Source organism: Carnobacterium sp. TMP28, from assembly GCF_047553015.1.
Lineage (GTDB): Bacteria > Bacillota > Bacilli > Lactobacillales > Carnobacteriaceae > Carnobacterium_A.
Window position 1 is genome coordinate 180,487 of record NZ_CP180212.1, and the last position, 22,843, is coordinate 203,329.

16 protein-coding genes, 7 tRNA genes and 3 rRNA genes are annotated in these 22,843 nt (G+C 37.1%); 23 read left to right on the forward strand and 3 right to left on the reverse strand.

The features are described 5' to 3' along the window. The first annotated feature begins 51 nt into the window (after positions 1 to 51). The 9 genes from ACMHYH_RS00915 (at position 52) to ACMHYH_RS00955 (ending at position 4,568) form a co-directional block, all read left to right on the forward strand. Positions 52 to 2,972: ribosomal RNA gene (locus ACMHYH_RS00915) — 23S ribosomal RNA — on the forward strand. An 89-nt stretch (positions 2,973 to 3,061) separates the two neighbouring features. Continuing rightward, positions 3,062 to 3,177, forward strand: a 5S ribosomal RNA gene (gene rrf / locus ACMHYH_RS00920). 11 nt (positions 3,178 to 3,188) lie between these two features. Beyond that, positions 3,189 to 3,261: transfer RNA gene (locus ACMHYH_RS00925), tRNA-Asn, on the forward strand. Positions 3,262 to 3,288: 27 nt separating this feature from the next. After that, positions 3,289 to 3,361: transfer RNA gene (locus ACMHYH_RS00930), tRNA-Thr, on the forward strand. A gap of 279 nt (positions 3,362 to 3,640) precedes the next feature. After that, positions 3,641 to 3,937 carry a GNAT family N-acetyltransferase gene (locus tag ACMHYH_RS00935; protein ID WP_414840317.1) on the forward strand — a complete coding sequence of 99 codons (297 nt, stop codon included), beginning with the start codon at positions 3,641 to 3,643 and terminating at the stop codon, positions 3,935 to 3,937. A 255-nt stretch (positions 3,938 to 4,192) separates the two neighbouring features. Further along, a tRNA-Glu gene (locus tag ACMHYH_RS00940) sits at positions 4,193 to 4,264 on the forward strand. A gap of 31 nt (positions 4,265 to 4,295) precedes the next feature. Further along, a tRNA-Thr gene (locus tag ACMHYH_RS00945) sits at positions 4,296 to 4,368 on the forward strand. A 40-nt stretch (positions 4,369 to 4,408) separates the two neighbouring features. After that, a tRNA-Tyr gene (locus tag ACMHYH_RS00950) sits at positions 4,409 to 4,492 on the forward strand. Positions 4,493 to 4,496: 4 nt separating this feature from the next. After that, positions 4,497 to 4,568: transfer RNA gene (locus ACMHYH_RS00955), tRNA-Gln, on the forward strand. Between the two features lie 204 nt (positions 4,569 to 4,772). On the opposite strand, the gene ACMHYH_RS00960 is transcribed toward ACMHYH_RS00955, so the two are convergent. Next, on the reverse strand, positions 4,773 to 6,110 hold the full coding sequence (locus tag ACMHYH_RS00960; RefSeq protein WP_414839538.1) for a M20 family metallopeptidase: 1,338 nt from the start codon (positions 6,108 to 6,110) through the stop codon (positions 4,773 to 4,775). A gap of 53 nt (positions 6,111 to 6,163) precedes the next feature. Beyond that, positions 6,164 to 7,672 (reverse strand): YfcC family protein, encoded by a 1,509-nt coding sequence (locus tag ACMHYH_RS00965; protein WP_414839539.1) that lies wholly within the window; start codon positions 7,670 to 7,672, stop codon positions 6,164 to 6,166. A 385-nt stretch (positions 7,673 to 8,057) separates the two neighbouring features. On the opposite strand from ACMHYH_RS00965, the gene rrf (ACMHYH_RS00970) reads away from it, so the two are divergent. The 14 genes from rrf (ACMHYH_RS00970) (at position 8,058) to ACMHYH_RS01035 (ending at position 22,189) form a co-directional block, all read left to right on the forward strand. After that, positions 8,058 to 8,173, forward strand: a 5S ribosomal RNA gene (rrf, locus tag ACMHYH_RS00970). Positions 8,174 to 8,192: 19 nt separating this feature from the next. Beyond that, positions 8,193 to 8,265 (forward strand) — tRNA-Lys (locus ACMHYH_RS00975). Positions 8,266 to 8,476: 211 nt separating this feature from the next. Continuing rightward, on the forward strand, positions 8,477 to 9,253 hold the full coding sequence (locus tag ACMHYH_RS00980; protein WP_414840318.1) for a formate/nitrite transporter family protein: 777 nt from the start codon (positions 8,477 to 8,479) through the stop codon (positions 9,251 to 9,253). Between the two features lie 258 nt (positions 9,254 to 9,511). Continuing rightward, on the forward strand, positions 9,512 to 10,345 hold the full coding sequence (gene cdaA, locus ACMHYH_RS00985; RefSeq protein ID WP_414839540.1) for a diadenylate cyclase CdaA: 834 nt from the start codon (positions 9,512 to 9,514) through the stop codon (positions 10,343 to 10,345). A gap of 2 nt (positions 10,346 to 10,347) precedes the next feature. After that, positions 10,348 to 11,487, forward strand: coding sequence for a YbbR-like domain-containing protein (locus tag ACMHYH_RS00990; RefSeq protein ID WP_414839541.1), 1,140 nt, complete (start codon positions 10,348 to 10,350; stop codon positions 11,485 to 11,487). A gap of 96 nt (positions 11,488 to 11,583) precedes the next feature. Next, the gene (gene glmM / locus ACMHYH_RS00995) at positions 11,584 to 12,939 is read left to right on the forward strand and encodes a phosphoglucosamine mutase (protein ID WP_414839542.1); all 1,356 of its coding nucleotides are present in this window, start codon (positions 11,584 to 11,586) and stop codon (positions 12,937 to 12,939) included. Positions 12,940 to 13,154: 215 nt separating this feature from the next. Continuing rightward, the gene (locus ACMHYH_RS01000) at positions 13,155 to 13,919 is read left to right on the forward strand and encodes a threonine/serine ThrE exporter family protein (protein ID WP_414839543.1); all 765 of its coding nucleotides are present in this window, start codon (positions 13,155 to 13,157) and stop codon (positions 13,917 to 13,919) included. Beyond that, entirely contained in the window at positions 13,916 to 14,365 is a 450-nt protein-coding gene (locus ACMHYH_RS01005) for a threonine/serine exporter family protein (protein WP_414839544.1), read from the forward strand. Before ACMHYH_RS01000 ends, ACMHYH_RS01005 begins: the two co-directional genes overlap by 4 nt. 128 nt (positions 14,366 to 14,493) lie before the next feature. After that, entirely contained in the window at positions 14,494 to 15,438 is a 945-nt protein-coding gene (locus ACMHYH_RS01010) for a peptide ABC transporter permease (protein ID WP_414839545.1), read from the forward strand. A 31-nt stretch (positions 15,439 to 15,469) separates the two neighbouring features. Further along, a complete protein-coding gene (locus ACMHYH_RS01015; protein WP_414839546.1) occupies positions 15,470 to 16,288 on the forward strand; it encodes a peptide transporter in 819 nt (272 codons plus the stop codon). A 90-nt stretch (positions 16,289 to 16,378) separates the two neighbouring features. After that, a complete protein-coding gene (locus ACMHYH_RS01020; RefSeq protein WP_414839547.1) occupies positions 16,379 to 17,503 on the forward strand; it encodes an NADH-dependent flavin oxidoreductase in 1,125 nt (374 codons plus the stop codon). Between the two features lie 323 nt (positions 17,504 to 17,826). After that, entirely contained in the window at positions 17,827 to 18,267 is a 441-nt protein-coding gene (locus ACMHYH_RS01025) for a CopY/TcrY family copper transport repressor (protein ID WP_414839548.1), read from the forward strand. A 24-nt stretch (positions 18,268 to 18,291) separates the two neighbouring features. Continuing rightward, positions 18,292 to 20,748 carry a heavy metal translocating P-type ATPase gene (locus tag ACMHYH_RS01030; RefSeq protein WP_414839549.1) on the forward strand — a complete coding sequence of 819 codons (2,457 nt, stop codon included), beginning with the start codon at positions 18,292 to 18,294 and terminating at the stop codon, positions 20,746 to 20,748. 229 nt (positions 20,749 to 20,977) lie between these two features. Then, positions 20,978 to 22,189: an amidohydrolase gene (locus ACMHYH_RS01035; protein WP_414839550.1), complete on the forward strand. Its 1,212-nt coding sequence runs from the start codon at positions 20,978 to 20,980 to the stop codon at positions 22,187 to 22,189. 122 nt (positions 22,190 to 22,311) lie between these two features. On the opposite strand, the gene ACMHYH_RS01040 is transcribed toward ACMHYH_RS01035, so the two are convergent. Then, a complete protein-coding gene (locus tag ACMHYH_RS01040) occupies positions 22,312 to 22,839 on the reverse strand; it encodes a biotin transporter BioY (protein WP_414839551.1) in 528 nt (175 codons plus the stop codon). Between the last annotated feature and the right edge of the window lie 4 nt (positions 22,840 to 22,843).

Below are 22,843 nucleotides of genomic sequence, written 5' to 3' on the forward strand. Positions count from 1 at the left end.
TTTAATGTATTTCTTCACCTTAGGGTGAATGGAATAGTTAACATGACCATAGGTTAAGTTAATAAGGGCGCACGGTGGATGCCTTGGCACTAGGAGCCGAAGAAGGACGGGACTAACGCCGATATGCTTTGGGGAGCTGTAAGTAAGCTTTGATCCAGAGATTTCCGAATGGGGAAACCCAACACTCTTTATCGGGTGTTACTATTGACTGAATACATAGGTCAATAGAGGTAGACGCAGAGAACTGAAACATCTAAGTACCTGCAGGAAGAGAAAGAAAAATCGATTCCCTGAGTAGCGGCGAGCGAAACGGGAATAGCCCAAACCAGAAAGCTTGCTTTCTGGGGTTGTAGGACTGAACACATAGAGTCATAAATGAACGAAGTAGGAGAAGCGACCTGGAAAGGTCCGCCGAAGAGGGTAATAGCCCCGTAACTGAAACTTTGTTCACTCTGATCAGTATCCTGAGTACGGCGGAACACGAGAAATTCCGTCGGAATCCGGGAGGACCATCTCCCAAGGCTAAATACTCCCTAGTGACCGATAGTGAACCAGTACCGTGAGGGAAAGGTGAAAAGAACCCCGGAAGGGGAGTGAAACAGCACCTGAAACCGTGTGCTTACAAGTAGTTAGAGCCCGTTAATGGGTGATAGCGTGCCTTTTGTAGAATGAACCGGCGAGTTACGATCCCATGCGAGGTTAAGTTGATGAGACGGAGCCGTAGCGAAAGCGAGTCTGAATAGGGCGAATGAGTATGTGGTCGTAGACCCGAAACCAAGTGATCTACCCATGTCCAGGTTGAAGGTGCGGTAATACGCACTGGAGGACCGAACCCACGTATGTTGAAAAATGCGGGGATGAGGTGTGGGTAGCGGAGAAATTCCAATCGAACTTGGAGATAGCTGGTTCTCTCCGAAATAGCTTTAGGGCTAGCCTCGGAATTAGAATCATGGAGGTAGAGCAACTGTTTGGACTAGGGGCCCTTCTCGGGTTACCGAATTCAGATAAACTCCGAATGCCATTGATTTATATCCGGGAGTCAGACTACGAGTGATAAGATCCGTAGTCGAGAGGGAAACAGCCCAGACCACCAGCTAAGGTCCCAAAGTTTATGTTAAGTGGAAAAGGATGTGGGGTTGCTTAGACAACTAGGATGTTGGCTCAGAAGCAGCCATCATTTAAAGAGTGCGTAATAGCTCACTAGTCGAGTGACCCTGCGCCGAAAATTTACCGGGGCTAAACATAACACCGAAGCTGTGGATAGAACTTAGGTTCTATGGTAGGAGAGCGTTCTAAGGGCGTCGAAGCTAGACCGTGAGGACTGGTGGAGCGCTTAGAAGTGAGAATGCCGGTATGAGTAGCGAAAGACGGGTGAGAATCCCGTCCACCGAATGACTAAGGTTTCCTGGGGAAGGCTCGTCCTCCCAGGGTTAGTCGGGACCTAAGTCGAGGCCGATAGGCGTAGACGATGGACAACAGGTTGAGATTCCTGTACCAGTTTGTTTTGTTTGAACAATGGAGGGACACAGTAGGCTAAGGAATACGCACTGTTGGATATGTGCGTCCAAGCAACAAGTCTTGAGGTGAGTCAAATGCTTGCCTCTATTAAGGACAAGTTGTGATGGGGAGAGAAATTAAGTATCGAAGTTCCCGATGTCACACTGTCAAGAAAAGCTTCTAGTTAGAAACAATCTGCCCGTACCGCAAACCGACACAGGTAGTCGAGGAGAGAATCCTAAGGTGTGCGAGCGAACTCTCGTTAAGGAACTCGGCAAAATGACCCCGTAACTTCGGGAGAAGGGGTGCTGACCAATTGGTCAGCCGCAGTGAATAGGCCCAAGCAACTGTTTATCAAAAACACAGGTCTCTGCTAAATCGAAAGATGACGTATAGGGGCTGACGCCTGCCCGGTGCTGGAAGGTTAAGAGGATGGGTTAGCTCTCGAGCGAAGCTCAGAATTGAAGCCCCAGTAAACGGCGGCCGTAACTATAACGGTCCTAAGGTAGCGAAATTCCTTGTCGGGTAAGTTCCGACCCGCACGAAAGGCGTAATGATTTGGGCACTGTCTCAACGAGAGACTCGGTGAAATTATAGTACCTGTGAAGATGCAGGTTACCCGCGACAGGACGGAAAGACCCCATGGAGCTTTACTGCAGTTTGATATTGAGTGTTTGTACAGCTTGTACAGGATAGGTAGGAGCCTATGAAGCCAGGACGCTAGTCTTGGTGGAGGCAATGGTGGGATACTACCCTTGCTGTATGACCACTCTAACCCTCAGCCATGATCTGGCTGGGAGACAGTGTCTGACGGGCAGTTTGACTGGGGCGGTCGCCTCCTAAAGTGTAACGGAGGCGCCCAAAGGTTCCCTCAGAATGGTTGGAAATCATTCGTAGAGTGTAAAGGCAGAAGGGAGCTTGACTGCGAGACCTACAAGTCGAGCAGGGACGAAAGTCGGGCTTAGTGATCCGGTGGTTCCGTATGGAAGGGCCATCGCTCAACGGATAAAAGCTACCCTGGGGATAACAGGCTTATCTCCCCCAAGAGTCCACATCGACGGGGAGGTTTGGCACCTCGATGTCGGCTCATCGCATCCTGGGGCTGTAGTCGGTCCCAAGGGTTGGGCTGTTCGCCCATTAAAGCGGTACGCGAGCTGGGTTCAGAACGTCGTGAGACAGTTCGGTCCCTATCCGTCGCGGGCGCAGGAAATTTGAGAGGAGCTGTCCTTAGTACGAGAGGACCGGGATGGACACACCGCTGGTGTACCAGTTGTTCTGCCAAGAGCATCGCTGGGTAGCTATGTGTGGACGGGATAAACGCTGAAAGCATCTAAGCGTGAAGCCCCCCTCAAGATGAGATTTCCCATCACGTAAGTGAGTAAGACCCCTGAGAGATGATCAGGTAGATAGGTTGGAAGTGGAAGTACAGCGATGTATGGAGCGGACCAATACTAATCGGTCGAGGACTTAACCATTTTTAAACGATGAAGAAACGGTTTTATTGTCTTATAGTTAAACACTATCCAGTTTTGAGAGAACAACGTTCTCTTATAGCTAAAAGATGTGTGGTGGCGATGGCAAGAAGGTCACACCTGTTCCCATGCCGAACACAGTAGTTAAGCTTCTTAGCGCCGATGGTAGTGAAGGGTTTCCCTTTGTGAGAGTAGGACGCTGCCGCGCATCTTTATTTTTCCGCAATAGCTCAGCTGGTAGAGCGCATGACTGTTAATCATGATGTCGCAGGTTCGAATCCTGCTTGCGGAGTATTTTTTTTGCTTATTTATAAGTGTTGCCGCTTTAGCTCAGTCGGTAGAGCGCTTCCATGGTAAGGAAGAGGTCGCCGGTTCGAATCCGGCAAGTGGCTTAATTAGAAGAAGACTCAGAGCTGATTAGGCTTCTGGGCCTTTTCTTTATCTTTTTTCTTTGTTAGTAAGGATTCAAAAATGTCTAGTTTCAACAATTAAAAGGACTATACGATTATCTGTTAGAATACTCTGGCATTGTAATTGGGTAAATGTCTTAATAGTAAATCATCACTAGATAAAAGATTAATAGAAAATAATGAATCAAAAAGAATTTATTGAAAAATTTACTAGTCCTTTTTCTTGAACTTTTTGATAGAAAAGAATAGACTAGTTCTTATATAAGAGAAGAGGTATATAAAATGAATTTTGAGAAAACTGAGAATCGATTTTATAAAAATGATGATAATGGAAAAATGATTGCTGAAGTTACCTACGTTCCTTCAGGTGAAGATAAAGTTATATTAGATCATACATTTGTTGATCCATCTTTGAGAGGACAAGGAATAGCAGAAGAACTAGTTAATCGTGTAGTTGAAGAAATGCGTAAAGAAAATAAAAAAATTATTCCTTTATGTCCGTATGCTAAAACATTATTTGAAAGAAAACCTGAAATCTATTCAACTATACAAGCGTAGCAAAAAAGATGGAAAACAAGATGAATCAAGTAGTTATATAAGCTATTTTTTGAATGTTTAAATCATAGCTAACTAGCTAGTAAGTGACAATACTTATTAGCTAGTTTCATGATTAGAACTTAATTTTATTAGTGATAAAAAAGTAAGATAACTTCAACAACATGAAAATAAGATTAAATTATTCAGGAAATTCATTTTTACTCTTTACATTTGCTTGATTTATTTATATAATGAATCTTGTGCTTAAAGATTAAAGGCCCGTTGGTCAAGTGGTTAAGACACCGCCCTTTCACGGCGGTATCACGGGTTCGAATCCCGTACGGGTCATATTTACAAAGAAATTATTCTATACTGTCGTGCCGGCTTAGCTCAGTTGGTAGAGCATCTGAATCGTAATCAGAGGGTCGAGGGTTCAACTCCTTTAGCCGGCATCTATTTCTTTTAAATAGTATCAAGCAAGCTTTTTATTCAGGAGGGGTAGCGAAGTGGCTAAACGCGGCGGACTGTAAATCCGCTCCTTCGGGTTCGGCAGTTCGAATCTGCCCCCCTCCACCATTTATGGGCTATAGCCAAGCGGTAAGGCAAGGGACTTTGACTCCCTTATGCGTTGGTTCGAATCCAGCTAGCCCAGTTACTTTTAAGTAAGAGTATACATAAATAGATATGAGTAGTATCTATCTACTAACGAATGATTTCGCTGTGCTTGACACCGAAATCATTCGTTTTTTTGTTGTATATCAACTGACGACGAAGATAAAAAATAGTTATACTTATAGAAAATAAAAAATGACGTAAATGAGCACAGATGATAGGCTCATTTACGTCATTTTTCTATTTACTTACATGCTAAACGATAGATTGCTTCTGCATAAATGTCCATAGCATGATGGATATCACGTAAAGTCATTTTTTCATTAGGCATATGGAAAGTAACGTCCGAATCAGGGAACACAGCTCCAAAAGCTACACAGTTTTTCATTGTTCTGGCGAAAGTTGCTCCCCCAGAAGTCAACGCATCACTGTTATCTCCTGTTTTATCACGGTATACATCTAATAAAGTTGTTACAAGTAAGCTATCTTTCGGAACATAAAGTGAAGCAAGATAATCATATTCTTCATAGCTAAGTTGATATTCTGCTGCACAAGTTGTTAATTGCTCAACAATAGCATTTTTATCAGCTGTTACTGGAATTCTTAAATCTAAACCAATTATAGATTCTTTTTTATTTATAGCTATAGTAGCTAGGTTAATAGTAAGTGGTCCAGAAATATCATCTTTTATTTCTCCAAAAATAGCTTGCCCTGTTGGATCATTTTTCAATTTTGCAGCAATAAACCCAATAGTCTTATTTTTTGTATGTGGAGAAAGAGCGGTTACTAATCGAGTAATAGCATTTATTCCATCTGGTGCGTCTTTAGAGTGAACAGCTTTTCCTTTAACGGTAATCTGTTCATTTGATAGGTCATAATCAAAATCTAGTAATTTTAATTCGTTTTCTAATTTTTCGTTTAGATAACCTTGATAACTGGCTTCATCAGGAACAACGTTTAAAGATTTACCACAATTCATACTTAATTCTTCGTCTCCAGGACCATGTAACTTAACTTGTAACAATCCTTTTTCAGCATAAGTTAATGGAAATTCTGCATCTGGTGCAAATCCCATCGTTGAAGGCTCTTCTAATTCGTTGTATCGATCTAGGCATCTCCATAAAGTTTCTTCATCGGTACCAAAAATGAAACGAACACGTTTTTTAAATGCGACACCTGAATCAACAACTGCTTTAAAGGCGTAAAGAGCAGCCATAGCAGGTCCTTTATCATCTTGAGACCCTCTTCCATAAATGGCTTCATTCTTTTCTATAGCCGTAAAAGGATCGCTTTCCCAAGAGTCTAAATTTCCAGGAGGTACTACGTCTAAGTGACATAGAATAGCAACAGACTCTTCACCTTCACCGTAGTCCGCATAACCATAATATCCTTTTGGATCGATATAAGATTTCATTCCTAAATCTTCACAAATTGTAAGTGTCTTTTCTAAAACAGCCTGGATGTCATCACCAAAAGGTGTATCCCCTTGTTGGTCTTCTCTTAGATAAGAAGGATAGGAGATTAATGTTTTAATTGCTTCAACACAAGCCATCTTATGTTGTTCTTGAATAAATGTTTTCATGAAATTCTCCTTTCATTTTTTAAAATGATGATCGAATAAATTGAATAAGTCTTTTAGCCCACTGCAGCAGCTACACCAAGGATAACACAAGAAAGAACAAATATAATAACCATTAGTTTCAACATAAATTTCCACCAAACAGTAACATCAATTCTAGCAATAGCTAACGCACCCATAACAACTCCAGAAGTAGGAGTAATCAAATTAATGAAGCCACTAGCCGCTTGATAAGCTGTGATGACTAAATGTTGCGGTACATCTGAGAAAGTTCCTAGTGGGCCCATAATACCCATTGTCGCTGCAGCTAATCCAGAAGTAGATGGAATAAGGAATGACATTGGAATATAGAAAATATAGGTTAAGATAGTAAAGATAATTGGAGATAAGCCACTTAGTCCTTTTTCTCCCCAACTTAGAATAGTTGCAGTAATCAAACCATCGTTCATAACAACCTGTATACCACGAGCAATAGCTACTACTAAAGCAACACTTAATAGATCTCTTGCTCCATCTAGGAATGAATCGACAATATCGCCTTCAGGCATTCTATAAAATAGTCCAATGACAACAGCCATTAGGAAGAAGAGCATAGTGATTTCTTGGAAATACCAATCACCTAAAGGAATCATTCTTTCACCAAGAAGAGTACCAATGAATGGGATACCAAGTAAGAAAGAGTTTAAGCTTTCAAAGAATGTCCAATTTTCACTTAGTGCAGTCCAAGGAATCAATGAAACAATCATAATGATAAATGAAAGAGCAAATAAAATCATGACATTCCGTTGACGTTTGTCCATTTCTTCTTGATCTTCAGGAATTTTAAAGTAAGCAATGTTTTCTTCTCTTTGGTCAGCGACTAAAGAGCTAGCTGGATCTTTTTCAACTTTCATAGCGTAACGGTAAACATATAAAGTTGCTACAACATACATAACAACGAAGAAAATTAAACGCCAAATTATTCCTTCACCTGGGCTAATAGAGAGAGCTTGAGAAGCCACTCCGGTAGCGAAAGGGTTAACAGTTGAAGCAAGAACGCCTATTTGTGATCCAACTAAAACAATCGCGACGGCAACAACGGTATCAAAACCAACACCAATCATAACTGGAATAATTAAAGGATAAAAGGCCATTGTCTCCTCAGCCATCCCATAAGTTGTACCACCAATAGCGAACAAGAACATTAAGATAGGAATAAGTTTTTTTTCTTTTCCTTTATAATTTTTTACAATAGATGCAATACCTGCATCAAGTGCACCTGTTTTTGTCACAACACCTAAAAATCCACCAAGAATTAAAATGAATAAAGAAATTTCAATAGCTCCAGGCGTAGTGTCCGTCCCTAGCATCCCTTTTATAGGAGAGATGAAAACATCCCAAATTCCTTGTGGTTGAGAATCTACTGTATGATAAGTTCCAGATAAAATATTACCAGCATCATCCATATCGTATGTTCCAGCAGGGATAACCCAAGTCAGAACGGCTATGAAGACAATGATAAGAAATAAAACGGTAAATGATGATGGCATTGAAAATTTCTTTTTAGCTTTTTTATTGTTTTCCAAAATATTCTCCTCCTCTATAATAAAAAAAATAATAACAAAAAATAAAATATCTAACTAGATAATCTTTTTCTATTGCTGGTTACCATAACCTCCTTTTCTATTTAGGCAGTATTTTAACTTTCAATAAAAAAATAAAAATAAAAAAGTAATAATAAAATAGAAAGTGCTTACAACTCGATTATAGAAAAAACTAAAAAATATTTCACAATAAATCATGCATACTAAATGAGGAATAGACCACATTTTTAAAAAATAGTTTAAAATAAGCTTGAAATATTTTATGAAATGCGGTAAGATTTAAAAAGAAGTTTTTATTAGTTTATTCTATTGAACTAATTGTACCAATCAATAGAAAAAGAAACAAATTTAACAAGTTAGAACTATGTGTGGTGATGATGGCAAGAAGGTCACACCTGTTCCCATGCCGAACACAGCAGTTAAGCTTCCTAGCGCCGATGGTAGTGAAGGGTTTCCCTTTGTGAGAGTAGGACGTTGCCGCGCGTAACAACTTGTTTTATTTGAGTCATTAGCTCAGTTGGTAGAGCATCTGACTTTTAATCAGAGGGTCGCAGGTTCGAATCCTGCATGACTCATAACGACTATTAACGGATAACGTTGATAGTTTTTTTGTTTGCCAAAAAAACAACGTGAAAAGAATATTTAACTAGGAATCGTTTACATTTATAAATGAGTGGTTTACTGAAAAAAGATAGTGTAATATATAACATGAAGAAACAAAATGAAAAGAAAAGTTATTGGAGATGAAAAAATTTGGAAGTTGAAGAATTTGAAACAAGCTCATTAATGGGAACTTTACGAGCAAGTATCCTCAAAAAGGAAGATTTATTCGATAAAAGTAAATCACGCTATTTTATGCGATCAATGCTTGCTTGTTTGTTTTTGACAATTGGAACGGCAGCAGCTGTTTACTTAGGAGAAACTGTGAATGGAATTGTTCCAGGTGGTGGGAAAATAGCTTACGCATTAATGTTTACTTGGTCATTGGTTATGATTGTTTATCTGAATGCTGAATTAGGAACTTCTAATATGATGTATATGACTACTGCAGTCCATCGTAAAATATTGCCGTTGAAAAAAGCTGCAACCATTTTACTTGCTTGCGTTTTCTTTAACTTGGTTGGTGGAATACTAGCAAGTTGGTTAATTTCACACACAGGTGCTTTTTTACACGTCACACAAGATAGCTTTCTAGTCACAACTATTGCAAGTAAGTTGCAAAAAGGTCCTTCTCAAGTATTCTTTGAGGGAATATTTGCTAATCTTATTGTTAATATAGCAATCTTTACCACGATAAATATGAAAGAAGATACGGCTAGAATATTGGCTATTGTTTTCATTATTTTTATATTTGCATTTTTAGGATTTGAACATGTGATAGCAAACTTTTCTTCTTTCTCATTAGCCTTCTTTACTACTGGTGGACATGTGCCAGGTATGACTGTTATGGCGGTTCTTAGCAATCTTTTGTTTGCGACATTAGGCAACTTTGTAGGTGGCGGTTTATTATTAGGACTAAACTATTCTTGGTTGAATAACGGACAATCAAAATATTCAGATTAAATAAAAAAGATAGATAAATAAAAAGGACAGCTAGTACATTAGAACATGTATTAGCTGTTCTTTTTATCTTGAAAAGAAAAAGAAATGGATACAAAATTTGAAGAGAGTTACCGTATATGAATAACTTAGAAATAAAAGGAGTTTTATTCTTGTTTGAGAAAACTCCTTATTTTAAACAATCTAGCTCCTAATATTTCTACAGAGTGTGGTATAATAAAAAAAGAGTGGCAATTTTTAAACGTTATTGGAGGTGTACTTATGTCCATGGATTGGTCACAATTATTTACATGGCGAACATTTATTAATGCAGTTGATATCCTAGTAGTAACCTTTTTTATTTACCAGTTAATTAAAACGCTAAAAGGTACAAAAGCGATCCAGTCGCTAAAAGGGATTGCAGTTATTTTATTAATTAAAATTGGAAGTTTTTTCTTACAATTGCAAACAGTTGATTGGATTGTTGATTTAGTTATCCAATGGAGTGTACTAGCCGTTATTATTATTTTTCAACCTGAATTACGAAGAGGATTGGAGCATCTTGGACGTGGGACGTTCTTTAAGAACGCAAAAAGAAAAATCAATCCAGCTACGAAAATGATTCAACAACTAGATCAAGCTGTTCAATATATGGCTAAAAGAAGAATTGGCGCATTGATTTCAATTCAAATGGAAACAGAATTAGATGAGTATATTGCTACAGGAATACCTTTAGATGCAGATATTTCAGGTGAATTACTGATTAATATCTTTATCCCGAATACTCCTTTGCACGACGGAGCAGTGATGATAAAAGATTATAAAATTGCAGCAGCAGCGGGGTATTTACCGTTATCTGAGAGTTCTTTAATTCCTAAAGAATTAGGAACTAGGCATCGTGCAGCTATTGGTTTGAGTGAAGTTACGGATGCAATCACGATCATTGTTTCTGAGGAAACTGGAGGCGTCAGTATCTCTCATCGAGGAGACTTGTTAAGAGAGTTATCTAAAGAAGACTTCATTAAATTTTTAAATAAAGAATTAATTCTTACAGAAGAAGAAGTCAAAAAAAATCCGTTTCAAGAGTTTGTTGATAATTTTAAGAAAGGAGTGTAAAGATGGAAAAACTTTATAATTCTCCTTGGTTCATTAGGCTAGTTGCTTTCGCTTTTGCAATTTTATTGTTTACTTACGTAAATTATGAAAACAATAGCAAGGTACTAACAACGAATCCATTAAATGGTGTTAGTACATCATCAAGTAAAATCATTACCAATTTACCGATTGTAGTTGACATTGATCAAGACAAATATTTCGTTTCAGGTTTTCCAGAAACAGCTTCAATAGAAATTTCAGGACCAACAAATATCGTTTCTCAAACAACAGCGAACAAAGCATTTGATATTGTTGCTCAAAATTTAGATGATTTAGGTGTTGGGACACATAAAATAAATTTAGTAGCAGAGGGTTTATCTTCTGATTTAAACTATACGATTACCCCAGCAGAAATTACGATTGAAATTAAAGAGAAACGAGTAGAAACATTTGAAGTTGAGGTTATTTTTGATGAAAGTAAACTGGCAACAGGTTATCTAGCAGAAAAGCCTGTTTTAAATTATGAAACGGTTGAAGTTTCAGGTGCAGTATCTACAATTGAAAAAATTAACTCTATACAAGCAGTCGTTCCGTTATCTGAAAATACAAATACTGATGTTAAGAAAACAGTATCTGTTGATGCGCTTGATGCAAATGGAAATCAATTGGATGTCGTTATTAATCCAAAAGAAGTGACGGTTAGCATAGAAGTAAATAGCAATAGTAAACTACTGCCTATAAAGTTAATTAAAGTAGGAACGCCGGAAATAGACTATGAGTACGAATTAGGAATCGAAGATGAAAAAAACACCTCCATTTCAGTAATTGGAACGCCAGAACGATTAGGTAATCTCAGCAGCTTTCCACTTGAGATAGATATTACTGGCCTTAAAGAGACAGTTACTAAAGAAGTGACTTTACCTTTGGCAGAAGGATTATTTAGTATTGAACCAAAGAAAATAATTGTTAGGGTCACGGTGAAAAAAAGGGAGAAGCAACAGCCTAATGAAACAGATACACCTGAGGCGTCTAAAGAGTCTAGTATAAGTAGTGGAGATACAGAATCAATGAGTAGTTCAATTACAGACTCTTCTACCAATGAAGATGGAGTTATAAAGGAAAGCATTTCGACTTCTGGAGGAAAACTAGACTCAAGTAAGTAAAAACAATAACTAGATAATCAAGTTATATTCAGACGATGATTAAAAGAGTGGTTTAAAAATTATGAAAGTTCTTACTTTGAAAAGGGGCATTATGAAATGGGAAAATATTTTGGAACAGATGGAGTTAGAGGGGTAGCTAATTCAGAGTTAACACCAGAATTAGCATTTAAATTAGGAAGATTTGGCGGTTATATTTTATGTCAGCATACACAAGGAACGAATCATCCACGTGTGTTAGTCGGAAGAGATACGCGAATTTCTGGTGAGATGTTAGAGTCTGCTTTGATAGCTGGTTTATTATCTGTTGGTATAGAAGTAATGAAGCTAGGTGTCATTTCAACACCAGGAGTTGCTTATTTAACACGCGTACAAGGAGCAGCTGCAGGGGTTATGATTTCAGCTTCACATAATCCAGTACCTGATAATGGGATAAAATTTTTTGGATCTGATGGCTTCAAATTATCAGACTCAACAGAACTTGAAATTGAAGCGTTATTAGACCAAGCAGAAGATACACTACCTCGTCCAAGTGCACAAGGGTTAGGAACAGTTGATGACTATCCAGAAGGTGCACTAAAATACACTCAATTTCTACAACAGACTATTCCTAATGATTTAAGTGGATTACAAGTTTGTTTAGATGGTGCGAATGGCTCAGCGAGTCCTTTGATTAATCGTTTATTCGCAGATTTAGAAACAGAATTTGATGTAATGGGTGCTTCTCCTAATGGTCTGAATATTAATGATGGCGTTGGATCAACACATCCAGAAAATCTAGCTAAATTCGTTCTTGAAAAGGGTGCAGATGCTGGACTTGCTTTTGATGGAGATGCCGATCGTGTTATTGCTGTTGATGAATTAGGCAATATCATTGATGGAGATAAAATCATGTACATTTGTGGAAAACATATGCTTGAAAAAGGTCGTCTTAAAAAAGATACGATTGTTTCAACAGTAATGAGTAACTTAGGGTTTCATAAGGCAGTTGAGGCTGCAAACATGACGGCTCTACAGACACAAGTAGGCGATCGCTATGTCGTAGAAGAGATGCGTAAAAATGGCTACAACTTTGGTGGAGAGCAATCAGGCCATATGGTATTTTTAGACTACAATACAACTGGAGACGGTATGCTTTCAGGAATTCAATTGCTAAACGTAATGAAACAAACAGGGAAAAAACTATCAGAATTAGCAGAAGAAGTAGTCACTTACCCACAAAAACTAGTTAATATCCGAGTGAGTGATAAATATGGCGCAATGGACGTTCCTGCAATAAAAACAGTGATTGAAGAAGTAGAAAAAGAAATGAATGGCGATGGCCGTATTCTAGTTCGTGCAAGTGGAACAGAGCCGTTATTACGCGTGATGGCAGAAGCACCAACGCAAGCAAAAGTTGATCTATATGTTGATCGCATTGCGGATGTTGTTAGGGCTGAAATCGGATTAGATTAAATAAAAGTATACGATTAGACGTAAAGTAAACTAAAAAATGAGGTGGGCGTTCAATCTGCCTCATCTCTTTTTTTGTATGGACGGGCATCTAAAGTTAGAAGAGCTTAAGAAAACCATTGAAACTCCCAAAGGCTAAAGAAATGTATGCTATACTAGACTGAAATTTGAGACTAGGATAAAAAAATAAGTGCTATAGAAAGGGTGAAAAACCTTAAATGGATTACAAAACATTAATGGATATTGCTATATTAGCAGGAGGAATTATGCTAGAAAGCAACGCTGAAACCTATCGTGTAGAAGATACAATGAACCATATTTTACAAACTTCTAACTTTGAGACTACTGAAGCTCTTGCAATAGCGACAGGATTAGTTGCTACTTTGGATGATCCCAGTATTGCGGATCCGATTACAATTGTTAAACGAATTAACTCAATAGCAACAAACTTAAGCAATATTGCTGAAGTTAATACTATTTCGCGTCAGCTAACTAGTGGAGAAATAGCTATACCAGAAGCTTATGCTGCTTTACAAAATATTAAAAGAGTGCAATATAAGCAAGGCTATAAGGATATCGCAACATCTATTTTAGCTGCTTCATTTGCGCTGTTATTAGGCGGAGGAACGTTAGAAATGGTGGCTGCAGGCTTTAATGGAGCTCTATTAGCGCTAGTACTAAAAGGAGAAAAACGATTAGGGATGGGTCCTTTTGTACGTAATGTTGTCTCCTCCGCGGTTATCTCAATTGGTGCAGGTTTAATGCACATATTTCTCTTTCCAACTCTTAATATGAATTTAGTTATTACCAGTACTATTATGCCTTTAGTACCAGGAACGGCTATTACGAATGCGATAAGAGATACATTACAAGGTGATTATACTTCTGGTGGAGCGAAAGCATTGGAAGCATTTGTAGTAGCTTTATCAATCGCACTCGGCGTAGCCATCGGCTTGGTTATCATTGGAGGTGGAGTATCTTGATCAGTCAAATCATAGGAGCTTTTTTTGCCGTTGCAGCGGCAACCATTATTTTAGAGTCCCCCAAGAGATATATTTTTCCAGCAGCTGTTGTTGGAGCTTCAGGTTGGTTTGTTTACTTGTTGTTTCTTAAAGCCTTTGGACCTGTTCCAGCTACGTATATTTCTGGTCTAGTTATTTCAACGGAATCCCATATTTTTTCTCGGATTTTCAAAGTGCCGGTGACTATTTTCTTTTTACCAGGATTTTTCCCATTGTTTCCAGGATCAGGAATGTACTTGGCGGTTTATGAATTTATAAAAGGCCATACGAGTTTAGCACAAGGACACTTGATCATAACGATTCAGATTGCTGGAATGATTGCTTTAGCTATCTTTACAATTGACACTGTTTTCAAAGTATTAAAAAAGAGTCAGGATTTGAAAAAAAGCAGAGCACAAGTGAGTTAACGAATGTTGAGTAGATTAAAAAATAGTCGTAAGAAAGTGAATTTATGATGGAATAGACTGTTGAAAAATAGAGAGAGTCCTTTCTCTATTTTTTTATCTATTTGATTAAAAGGAGGCTATTCTTCAGAATGTCAGAACAAAAATACAAGAATAGACTGTTATGGGTATCGTGTTCAATTTTATTGAGTTTCCTATTGCTTAGTTTTTTGTATGAACCTGTATTATCAGACCTTTTTACTATCCGAGTAAATAAGACAGTAATAGATGGACAATTAGCTTATCCGCCTTTTTCACCATTGGAGGTTAGACCATTTGGTACGGATATTCTAGGCTTTACAGTCTTTGCTAAAGTTATTCAAGGGTTTAAATATACGTTTCTTATTGGCCTATTCCTAAGTGTGTTTCAAATTTTAATAAGTCTATTTTTAAGCAGCTTAACTATCTATAGACCAGTAAAAGTTATACTAATGCCAATAATAGGCTATTTTGATAAGTTATTTACATTAATTCCGAAGCCTTTCTTATTGTTGTTGGTAATCGGACCTTATTACCATGCAATGCTATTTAGTGCAGAGGACGTTCAACCGGCCGTTAATTTGACATACTTATTCATCCAGTTACTTGTTTTATTTCTTGTTGGTTTACCTAGTTTGGTTAAACTCTACCATGATGAAATAGCTTATCTGTTGAGGCAAGACTTTGCTGATGCTAGTCAAAATTTGGGTCGTTCTAAGTTTGGATTAATCCGATATTCTTTTAGGCCACAATTGCTGATACTCACATCAAATTTGCTAATGAAAGTTTTAATACAAAACTTATCTTTATTTATCTATTTAGCTTATTTTAACTTATATTTAGGTGGTTCTCTGATGATGAAGATAGATGTAGGCATTCACTATACCGTAACGTTGTCCAATGAATGGAGCGGGTTGATAGGCCAAAACATTAACCGTTTAGCTAGTACTCCTTGGACGGTATTGATTCCACTTATATTCTATAGTGGTTTGATTCTTTTGCTTAATGCAATCAAAAGAGCTTTAGTGGGAGGAATGAAAAATCAACGTCTTTATTAGAACGATAAAACAACTTGCTTCAGTTATTCTAGTGCCATTTGGAATAATTTTATTGGTTTGCTTGAGTTATTCACTACCATTGAGTACAAGTGGCAGTGACTTATCATGGAATATGATAATAGAAACAATAAAACAATTGTTTACATATACTAATTTTTTAAACTTATCCACAGCTTATCAACAGGTAAATGGCAGTTATACATTTGAAATAATAGCTATGAGTTTGGGCATAACTCTATTCTTTTTTATTTTGTACGCTTACTTTTTTCCAAAATTTAAAAATAAAACTATCAAAAAAATGATAGATTATTTAGAAGATACTGAGAGCTTACCTATTGTTGGGGTTGTACTTTTTATTCATTGGTTTAGTGTGATGATTTATAAAGCAACGTCTATCTATCTGTTTAAAACAGTAGGAACACCCAGGGAACCTGCAGTAGTGGTACCGCTAGTTAGTGTAAGTATTTATCCACTTGTTTTTCTAATCAACTATATGACACCTTATATTAAAGATGTTTATCAATCCAATTATTTTATTTTTGCGAAATCACTTGGCTATTCTAGCTCTAAACTCTTTTTTTCTTATGTTATTCCTAATTTATTTTCGTTTTTAGAAAGGATTCTAGCAATCATTTATTTAGAGATGATTACTGTGATGCTTTTTATTGAAATTCAATTTAATACTGGTGGACTATTAACAGGACTCAGAAATACGCAAAGAATACCTGCTGAATCTTATCCACAGTTGATGGTCATTAATTTTCTGTATTTATTGCTGTTGCCTTACTTTATTATGAGTATGTTAATCAAATTAGTTCACGTAATTATCACTTCAAAAATTAGTCAATAAAAGAAATAGAAGCTTGATTTCTTTAAAAACGAGTTGCTTTGCAGTACGATGAGGTAGACTAATAACGTATCAAAAATCAGGAGGATAACGATGAACCCAATATATAGTAATTTATTCGAACCTTTTACCTTTCCATCAGGCGTAACGATTGATAACCGTGTGGTGATGGCACCGATGACGACCAATTCAGCTTTTGAAAATGGAATGGTAACAACAGATGAACACAATTATTACAAACGAAGAGCAACTGGTCTTGGTGCAGTGATTACTTCTTGTGCGCAAGTGATGGAAAACGGAAAGTTTGCAGGATCATTCAGTGCAGCATCTGATAATCGTATTGAAAGTTTGTCAAAATTAGCAAAGACAATCCAACACACCGGTTCTAAAGCAATTTTGCAAATTTTTCATGTGGGACGAATGGGAACAAGTACTACGCTAAGAGGAGAACAACCAGTTAGTGCAAGTGCGATACCCGCACTAAGAGAAACTGCAGAAATGCCAAGAGCATTATCCGATGAAGAAGTGAAAGAATTAGTGAAAGCATTTGGTGAAGCAACAAGAAGAGCCATTCAAGCTGGTTTTGATGGTGTTGAGTTACATGGTGCGAATACTTACTTAATTCAACAATTTTTTTCTCCTCACTCAAATCGCAGAGAAGATCATTGGGGTGGAACGCTTGAAAAACGAATGAATTTTCCACTCGCAGTAATAGAAGCAGCAAAACAGGCTATCAAAACATACGCAGATAAGCCATTTATCCTAGGCTATCGAATCTCACCTGAAGAGATGGAAAAGCCAGGTATCACATTAGAAGATACCATCCAATTATTAACAAAATTAAAAGATCAACACTTAGATTATATCCATGTTTCGGTTGGGAGTATGATGCAACAATCCATGCGAGAAAAGTCGCTAGAAAAACCTATTATTCAATTTATTCAAGAAAAAATAGGACAAGAAATTCCTATTATAGGAGTAGGATTAATTCAAACACCAAGTGATGCTCTAGAGGCACTAGAGTTAGGAATACCTTTGGTTGCTATTGGTCGTGAATTAATTGTTGAGCCTGATTGGATCAAGAAAGTTAAAGAGGGAAAAGAAGAAACCATTCGAGTAGAAATAGATCCTCACAATAGAACGGATTTAATGATTCCAGACGAAATGTGGGAATATATATCAAGTAAACCTGGTTGGGTCCCGATAGCTAAAAACTAACTTAGGAGATGATGGTATTTGATTAAACCAACTACTTTAAGAACAGGTGATTGCGTTGCTCTGTTAAGTTTTTCTAGTGGTATGTTTTTCTCAAAAAGGTTGTAATCTAAAAATACATATTGACAGGGTGAATAAAAAAATATTTTTGAAGAATCTTGCTTTCAAACAAACACTGCTAGCGAATAGATTAAAAAAAGGATGGGTATTTAACTCAATCCTTTTTTTTATGTCTTAAATCAACTAGAAGATTTACTTGACATTAATCGTCTACAGTTGTAAACTGTAAACATGATTACAAACGTAGATAGAAAGTGGGGGTAGCCATGACAACTCAATTAAAACTAGCAATTACCGATGCAGAGTGGGAAATCATGCGGGTCATTTGGACAGCAAAATCTGCTTCAAGTAAAGAAATTATAAACGTGCTACAAGATAAAATGGGTTGGAAGCCAACAACCATTAAGACGTTAATAGGTCGATTGGTTGAAAAAAAATTATTAACAACACAAGCAGTAGGCAACAAGTTTATTTATACACCTACTGTTACGGAAGAGGAAAGTGTAAGAAAAGTAACACTAGATGTGTTTTCTCATATTTGCAACAAAAAAATTGGGAAAACGATGGCAAACGTATTAGCAGAGTCAACATTGAGCCAGGATGATATTCTACTATTAACAGAAGTTTTGGAGCAGAAAAAGAAACAAGCTGTAAATGAGGTAGTATGTAGTTGCAGTAAAGGTCAATGTGATTGTTGCAAGGAATAAAAGTTAAATCAAGGAGGAAAAAGAATGAGTAATAAAACATTTACGATTGATGGTATGCATTGTGCCTCTTGCGCACAAACAGTAGAAAAGGCCGTTAAAAAATTACCAGGTGTTCAAAGTTCGACAGTCAATTTAGCAACTGAAAAGTTAACTGTTGATTTCGATCAATCAAAAATTACAGACAAAGATATTTTATCTGCCGTAGCAGATGCTGGGTATCAAGCGAATAGCTTAGATGTTCAAAAATCGTTTGTTATAGAAGGCATGACTTGCGCATCTTGTGCGCAAACGGTGGAAAAAGCAGTTGGAAAGCAAGCAGGAGTTTCGACAGCTAGCGTAAATTTAGCAACCGAAAAATTACACGTTCAATATGATCCAAAAATCATATCAGTAGCAGATATGATCAAAATAGTCAGTGATACAGGGTATAAAGCAAGTGAAGAAATAGATACTGCCATGAAATCTGAAGAAGAGCAAGATAAAAAAGCTCGTTACATTAGCAATCTTTGGAAGCGATTCTGGATATCTGCTCTGTTTACAGTTCCTTTATTGTACATTTCTATGGGCCACATGTTAGGAGCTCCACTACCTGAGATTTTAAATCCAGCAATAAATCCAGTGGCATTTGTCATTACTCAGCTTGTTTTAACTATTCCAGTTGTCTTTTTAGGCAGACAGTTTTTTATTATTGGGTTTAAAGCTCTATTTAAAGGACATCCGAATATGGATTCTTTAGTAGCTCTTGGAACAAGTGCAGCTTTTATTTTTAGTTTAGGAGCAACTATCGCTGTCTTTTTAGGCAACACGACTTACGCGATGGAATTGTATTATGAATCAGCTGCGGTTATTTTAACCTTGATTACACTTGGAAAATACGTTGAAGCTTTATCAATGGGGAAAACGTCTGAGGCGATTAAAAAATTAATGGGGCTAGCACCTAAAACGGCCCGAGTTATGAGAGATGGAAAAGAAAGTGAAATAGCTATTGAAGAAGTTCAAGTTGGAGATCATTTAGTTGTTAAACCTGGTGAAAAAATGCCAGTTGACGGAACAATTATAGAAGGAATGACTTCAGTTGATGAAGCTATGTTGACGGGAGAAAGTATGCCTGTTGAAAAAACTATTGGAGATACCATTATTTCTGGCAGTATGAATCAAAATGGAACGATTCAATACAAAGCAACAAAGGTTGGTAAAGATACGACTTTATCACAAATTATTAAATTAGTAGAAGATGCACAAGGCTCAAAAGCACCAATCGCTAAATTAGCCGATACAATTTCTGGTTATTTTGTACCGATTGTTATCGTGTTAGCGCTGCTTGCAGGCTTGGGTTGGTATATTTCAGGACAATCAGGTATCTTTGTTTTAACGATTGTCATTTCAGTATTGGTTATTGCTTGTCCATGCGCACTAGGTTTAGCAACACCAACAGCGATTATGGTCGGGACTGGAAAAGGCGCAGAGCATGGTGTGTTAATTAAAAGTGGTGTTGCTCTAGAGACCACTCACCAAGTTGAAACAGTTATATTTGATAAAACAGGAACGATTACACAAGGAAAACCAAAAGTAACAGATATTGTCACAAGTGCTGATTTTTCAAAAGAAAGGCTATTGCTATTAGCAGCATCTGCTGAAAAAGGTTCAGAGCATCCACTGGGAGCAGCTATTGTCCTTGAGGCAGAAACTAAAAAGATGCTATTAGTAAAAATGCATGAATTTAATGCTATTCCTGGGCACGGCATAGAAGGAATGATAGATGGACAAAGAATCTTATTAGGCAATAAAAAATTGATGGATGAGCGTGCTATTTCATTAGGAACCTTAACAACAACTTCTGATTCCTTAGCAAGTGAAGGCAAAACACCAATGTATATTGCAGTTGATGGCCAATTAGCAGGAATAATTGCAGTTGCAGATACGATTAAAGAGAATAGTGTTAAAGCGATTAAACGATTGCATCAAATGGGACTAGAAGTTGTGATGATTACTGGTGATAATACAAGAACAGCCCAAGCGATTGCTAAACAAGTAGGGATTGAACGAGTATTAAGTGAAGTTTTACCAGAAGAAAAGGCAAACGAAGTGAAAATGCTTCAGTCCGAAGGTAAAAAAGTTGCGATGGTAGGAGACGGTATCAATGATGCTCCTGCTTTGGCTCAAGCAGATATCGGAATTGCGATTGGTTCAGGAACAGATATTGCAATCGAATCTGCAGATATTGTTTTAATGAGAAGTGATTTAATGGATGTACCAACAGCGATTGAGTTGAGTAAAGCAACGATTAAAAATATAAAAGAAAACCTATTTTGGGCTTTTGCATACAATACATTGGGTATTCCCGTAGCGATGGGTGTTCTTTATCTCTTCGGAGGACCATTATTAAACCCTATGCTTGCTGGAGCAGCAATGAGTTTTAGTTCTGTATCCGTTCTACTAAACGCTTTAAGATTAAAGCGATTTAAACCAAAATCAGTATAAAATTAAACGCCAGAAACGACTCTTTTTTTAAAAGAAAAGAGTCGTTTTTTGGATTTTTTAAGGAGTTGAAAAAACAAAAAGGAGAGAGGGATTAATACGAATAAGTGGACATATTTTCTTTTTGTAGTGTATGGTAACAGTAGACTAAAGAGTCGATAAGTGGTTAAGTGAAGAGTTTCTCCTTTTATCAATCCTTTAGAGAGTATAAATAAGAAAGGGGACGAGAAAGATGGTTTGGATAAAAAACGTTTATTTAGAAACGGGTTACAAAGAAGTCAGTCCCAACAAGTTTATTACGACTACAGAGGAATTTGCACTAGAAGTAGAAAATGGTGAATTTAAGAAAATTACTAAAAAAATCCCTGAAAATCAGGCAGGTGTCATTGACGCAAAAGGATATCTAGCTTTACCGTCTTTACAAGACAATCATATTCACTTAGATAAAGGTCACTTTGGTGGAGAATGGCAAGCTGTTGTGCCGGCTTCTGGGGTAGCAGAGCGGATTCAAGAGGAAAAAGAATTTTTAAGAGGTTTTCTCTCTGGGACACCAAAAAAAGCGCAAGCGTTAATTGATTTAATTTGTGATAATGGTGCTACTTTTTTAAGAGTTCAAACAAATGTTGATCCAGTTATAGGATTAGATAATTTAGAGTGTATTAAAGAAATATTGGAAAAGAATAAGCACCGTTTGGACTATGAAATAGTTGCTTTTCCACAGCATGGTACACTAGCTACAAAAGAACACGGTCTATTGAGAAGTGCTTTAGCTAGTGATAGCAACTTGATTTTAGGAGGACTAGATCCAGCAACGATTGATGTAGATATAGAAAAATCGCTGCATGCGACTTTTAAATTAGCGAGTCATTACAATCGAGAAGTTGATTTTCATTTGCATGACCGCGGGACATTAGGATTGTTTGAAATCAATCGAATCATTGATTATACCCAAAAATATCATTTAGAAGGCAAGGTACAAATTAGTCATGCACTCGCTTTGGCAGATACAGATGAGTCAACCGTTAAGCAAATTGCAAAGCGATTAGCTGAATTTAATATTGGAATTAACACAACAATTCCAATCGATACAACCGTTCTACCTGTTTTCTTGCTCCAAAAAAATGGCGTAAACGTGCGAGTAGTTAATGACAATATCAATGATCACTGGAGTCCATTTGGAACTGGAGATTTAATTGAAAGGGTCAGCCGTGCTGCAGAGGTCTTTTCGATGAAAGATGAAAAGTCGCTTTCTCAAGCTTACTCGTTAGTTTCCAATGGTCTAACACCATTAGATACTGATGGTATGAAACGTTGGCCAAAAGTAGGAGATAAAGCGAGTATTTTATTTACAAAAGCAGTAAGTGCAGCTCATTTAGTTGCGCGTGTCTGTCCAGAAAGAGTGGTTATGTTCAAAGGCGAGCTTGTTTCAGGAACGTTTAATTAAGTACAGTTAAACGAACAAAAATCTTATCTAGTCTATTCGCACTACTAAAGTACAAATAGATTAGATAAGATTATTTTTTGACTTTAATAAGTATTAAAGATCGAGACGAGAAATGGTCACACTTATGATTGGGAACGGGCTACTTTTCCTCGTAAACGCAAGCCGATAACGACAGCAATGAGTGCTTTGATACTATCTCCTGGAATAAAGACAATGAACCCCATTTGTAAAATTTGGATGACAGAAAAATTTCCTCCTAAGTAATTATTTAAAATAACTGTCATATAAGGTAAACCAATAGAATAGATAACGATAGAACCGATAAAAACAGCTAGTGCAGCTATTTTTATAGTGAACCCGTACCTTTCTATAATAAATGCAATGACGTATGCGCCGGCTGCGAAGCCGAAGACAAATCCAAAACTAGGACTAAGTAGAGATTGAAATCCACCAATTAATAAAGCTAAAAGAAGATGAATTCCTTGAGAAATTAAGGCATTTCTTTTAGATAAAAGTAAGCCAGTTAATAAAACAACTAATGTCTGTAACGTTAACGGGATGGGACCAAGTGGGATTGTGAGAAATCCACTTACTAACGTTAATGCAGCCATGATGCTACAATAAGTGATATCTCGAGTACTTAATTTCATATGT

Excerpts from the sequence above, each read along its gene's own strand:
- ACMHYH_RS00960 (WP_414839538.1), bottom strand. The coding sequence starts at position 6,110 with ATGAAAACATTTATTCAAGAACAACATAAGATGGCTTGTGTTGAAGCA.
- ACMHYH_RS00980 (WP_414840318.1), top strand. The coding sequence starts at position 8,477 with ATGGGAACTTTACGAGCAAGTATCCTCAAAAAGGAAGATTTATTCGAT.
- cdaA (WP_414839540.1), top strand. The coding sequence starts at position 9,512 with ATGTCCATGGATTGGTCACAATTATTTACATGGCGAACATTTATTAAT.
- ACMHYH_RS00990 (WP_414839541.1), top strand. The coding sequence starts at position 10,348 with ATGGAAAAACTTTATAATTCTCCTTGGTTCATTAGGCTAGTTGCTTTC.
- glmM (WP_414839542.1), top strand. The coding sequence starts at position 11,584 with ATGGGAAAATATTTTGGAACAGATGGAGTTAGAGGGGTAGCTAATTCA.
- ACMHYH_RS01000 (WP_414839543.1), top strand. The coding sequence starts at position 13,155 with ATGGATTACAAAACATTAATGGATATTGCTATATTAGCAGGAGGAATT.
- ACMHYH_RS01010 (WP_414839545.1), top strand. The coding sequence starts at position 14,494 with ATGTCAGAACAAAAATACAAGAATAGACTGTTATGGGTATCGTGTTCA.
- ACMHYH_RS01020 (WP_414839547.1), top strand. The coding sequence starts at position 16,379 with ATGAACCCAATATATAGTAATTTATTCGAACCTTTTACCTTTCCATCA.
- ACMHYH_RS01025 (WP_414839548.1), top strand. The coding sequence starts at position 17,827 with ATGACAACTCAATTAAAACTAGCAATTACCGATGCAGAGTGGGAAATC.
- ACMHYH_RS01030 (WP_414839549.1), top strand. The coding sequence starts at position 18,292 with ATGAGTAATAAAACATTTACGATTGATGGTATGCATTGTGCCTCTTGC.
- ACMHYH_RS01035 (WP_414839550.1), top strand. The coding sequence starts at position 20,978 with ATGGTTTGGATAAAAAACGTTTATTTAGAAACGGGTTACAAAGAAGTC.
- ACMHYH_RS01040 (WP_414839551.1), bottom strand. The coding sequence starts at position 22,839 with ATGAAATTAAGTACTCGAGATATCACTTATTGTAGCATCATGGCTGCA.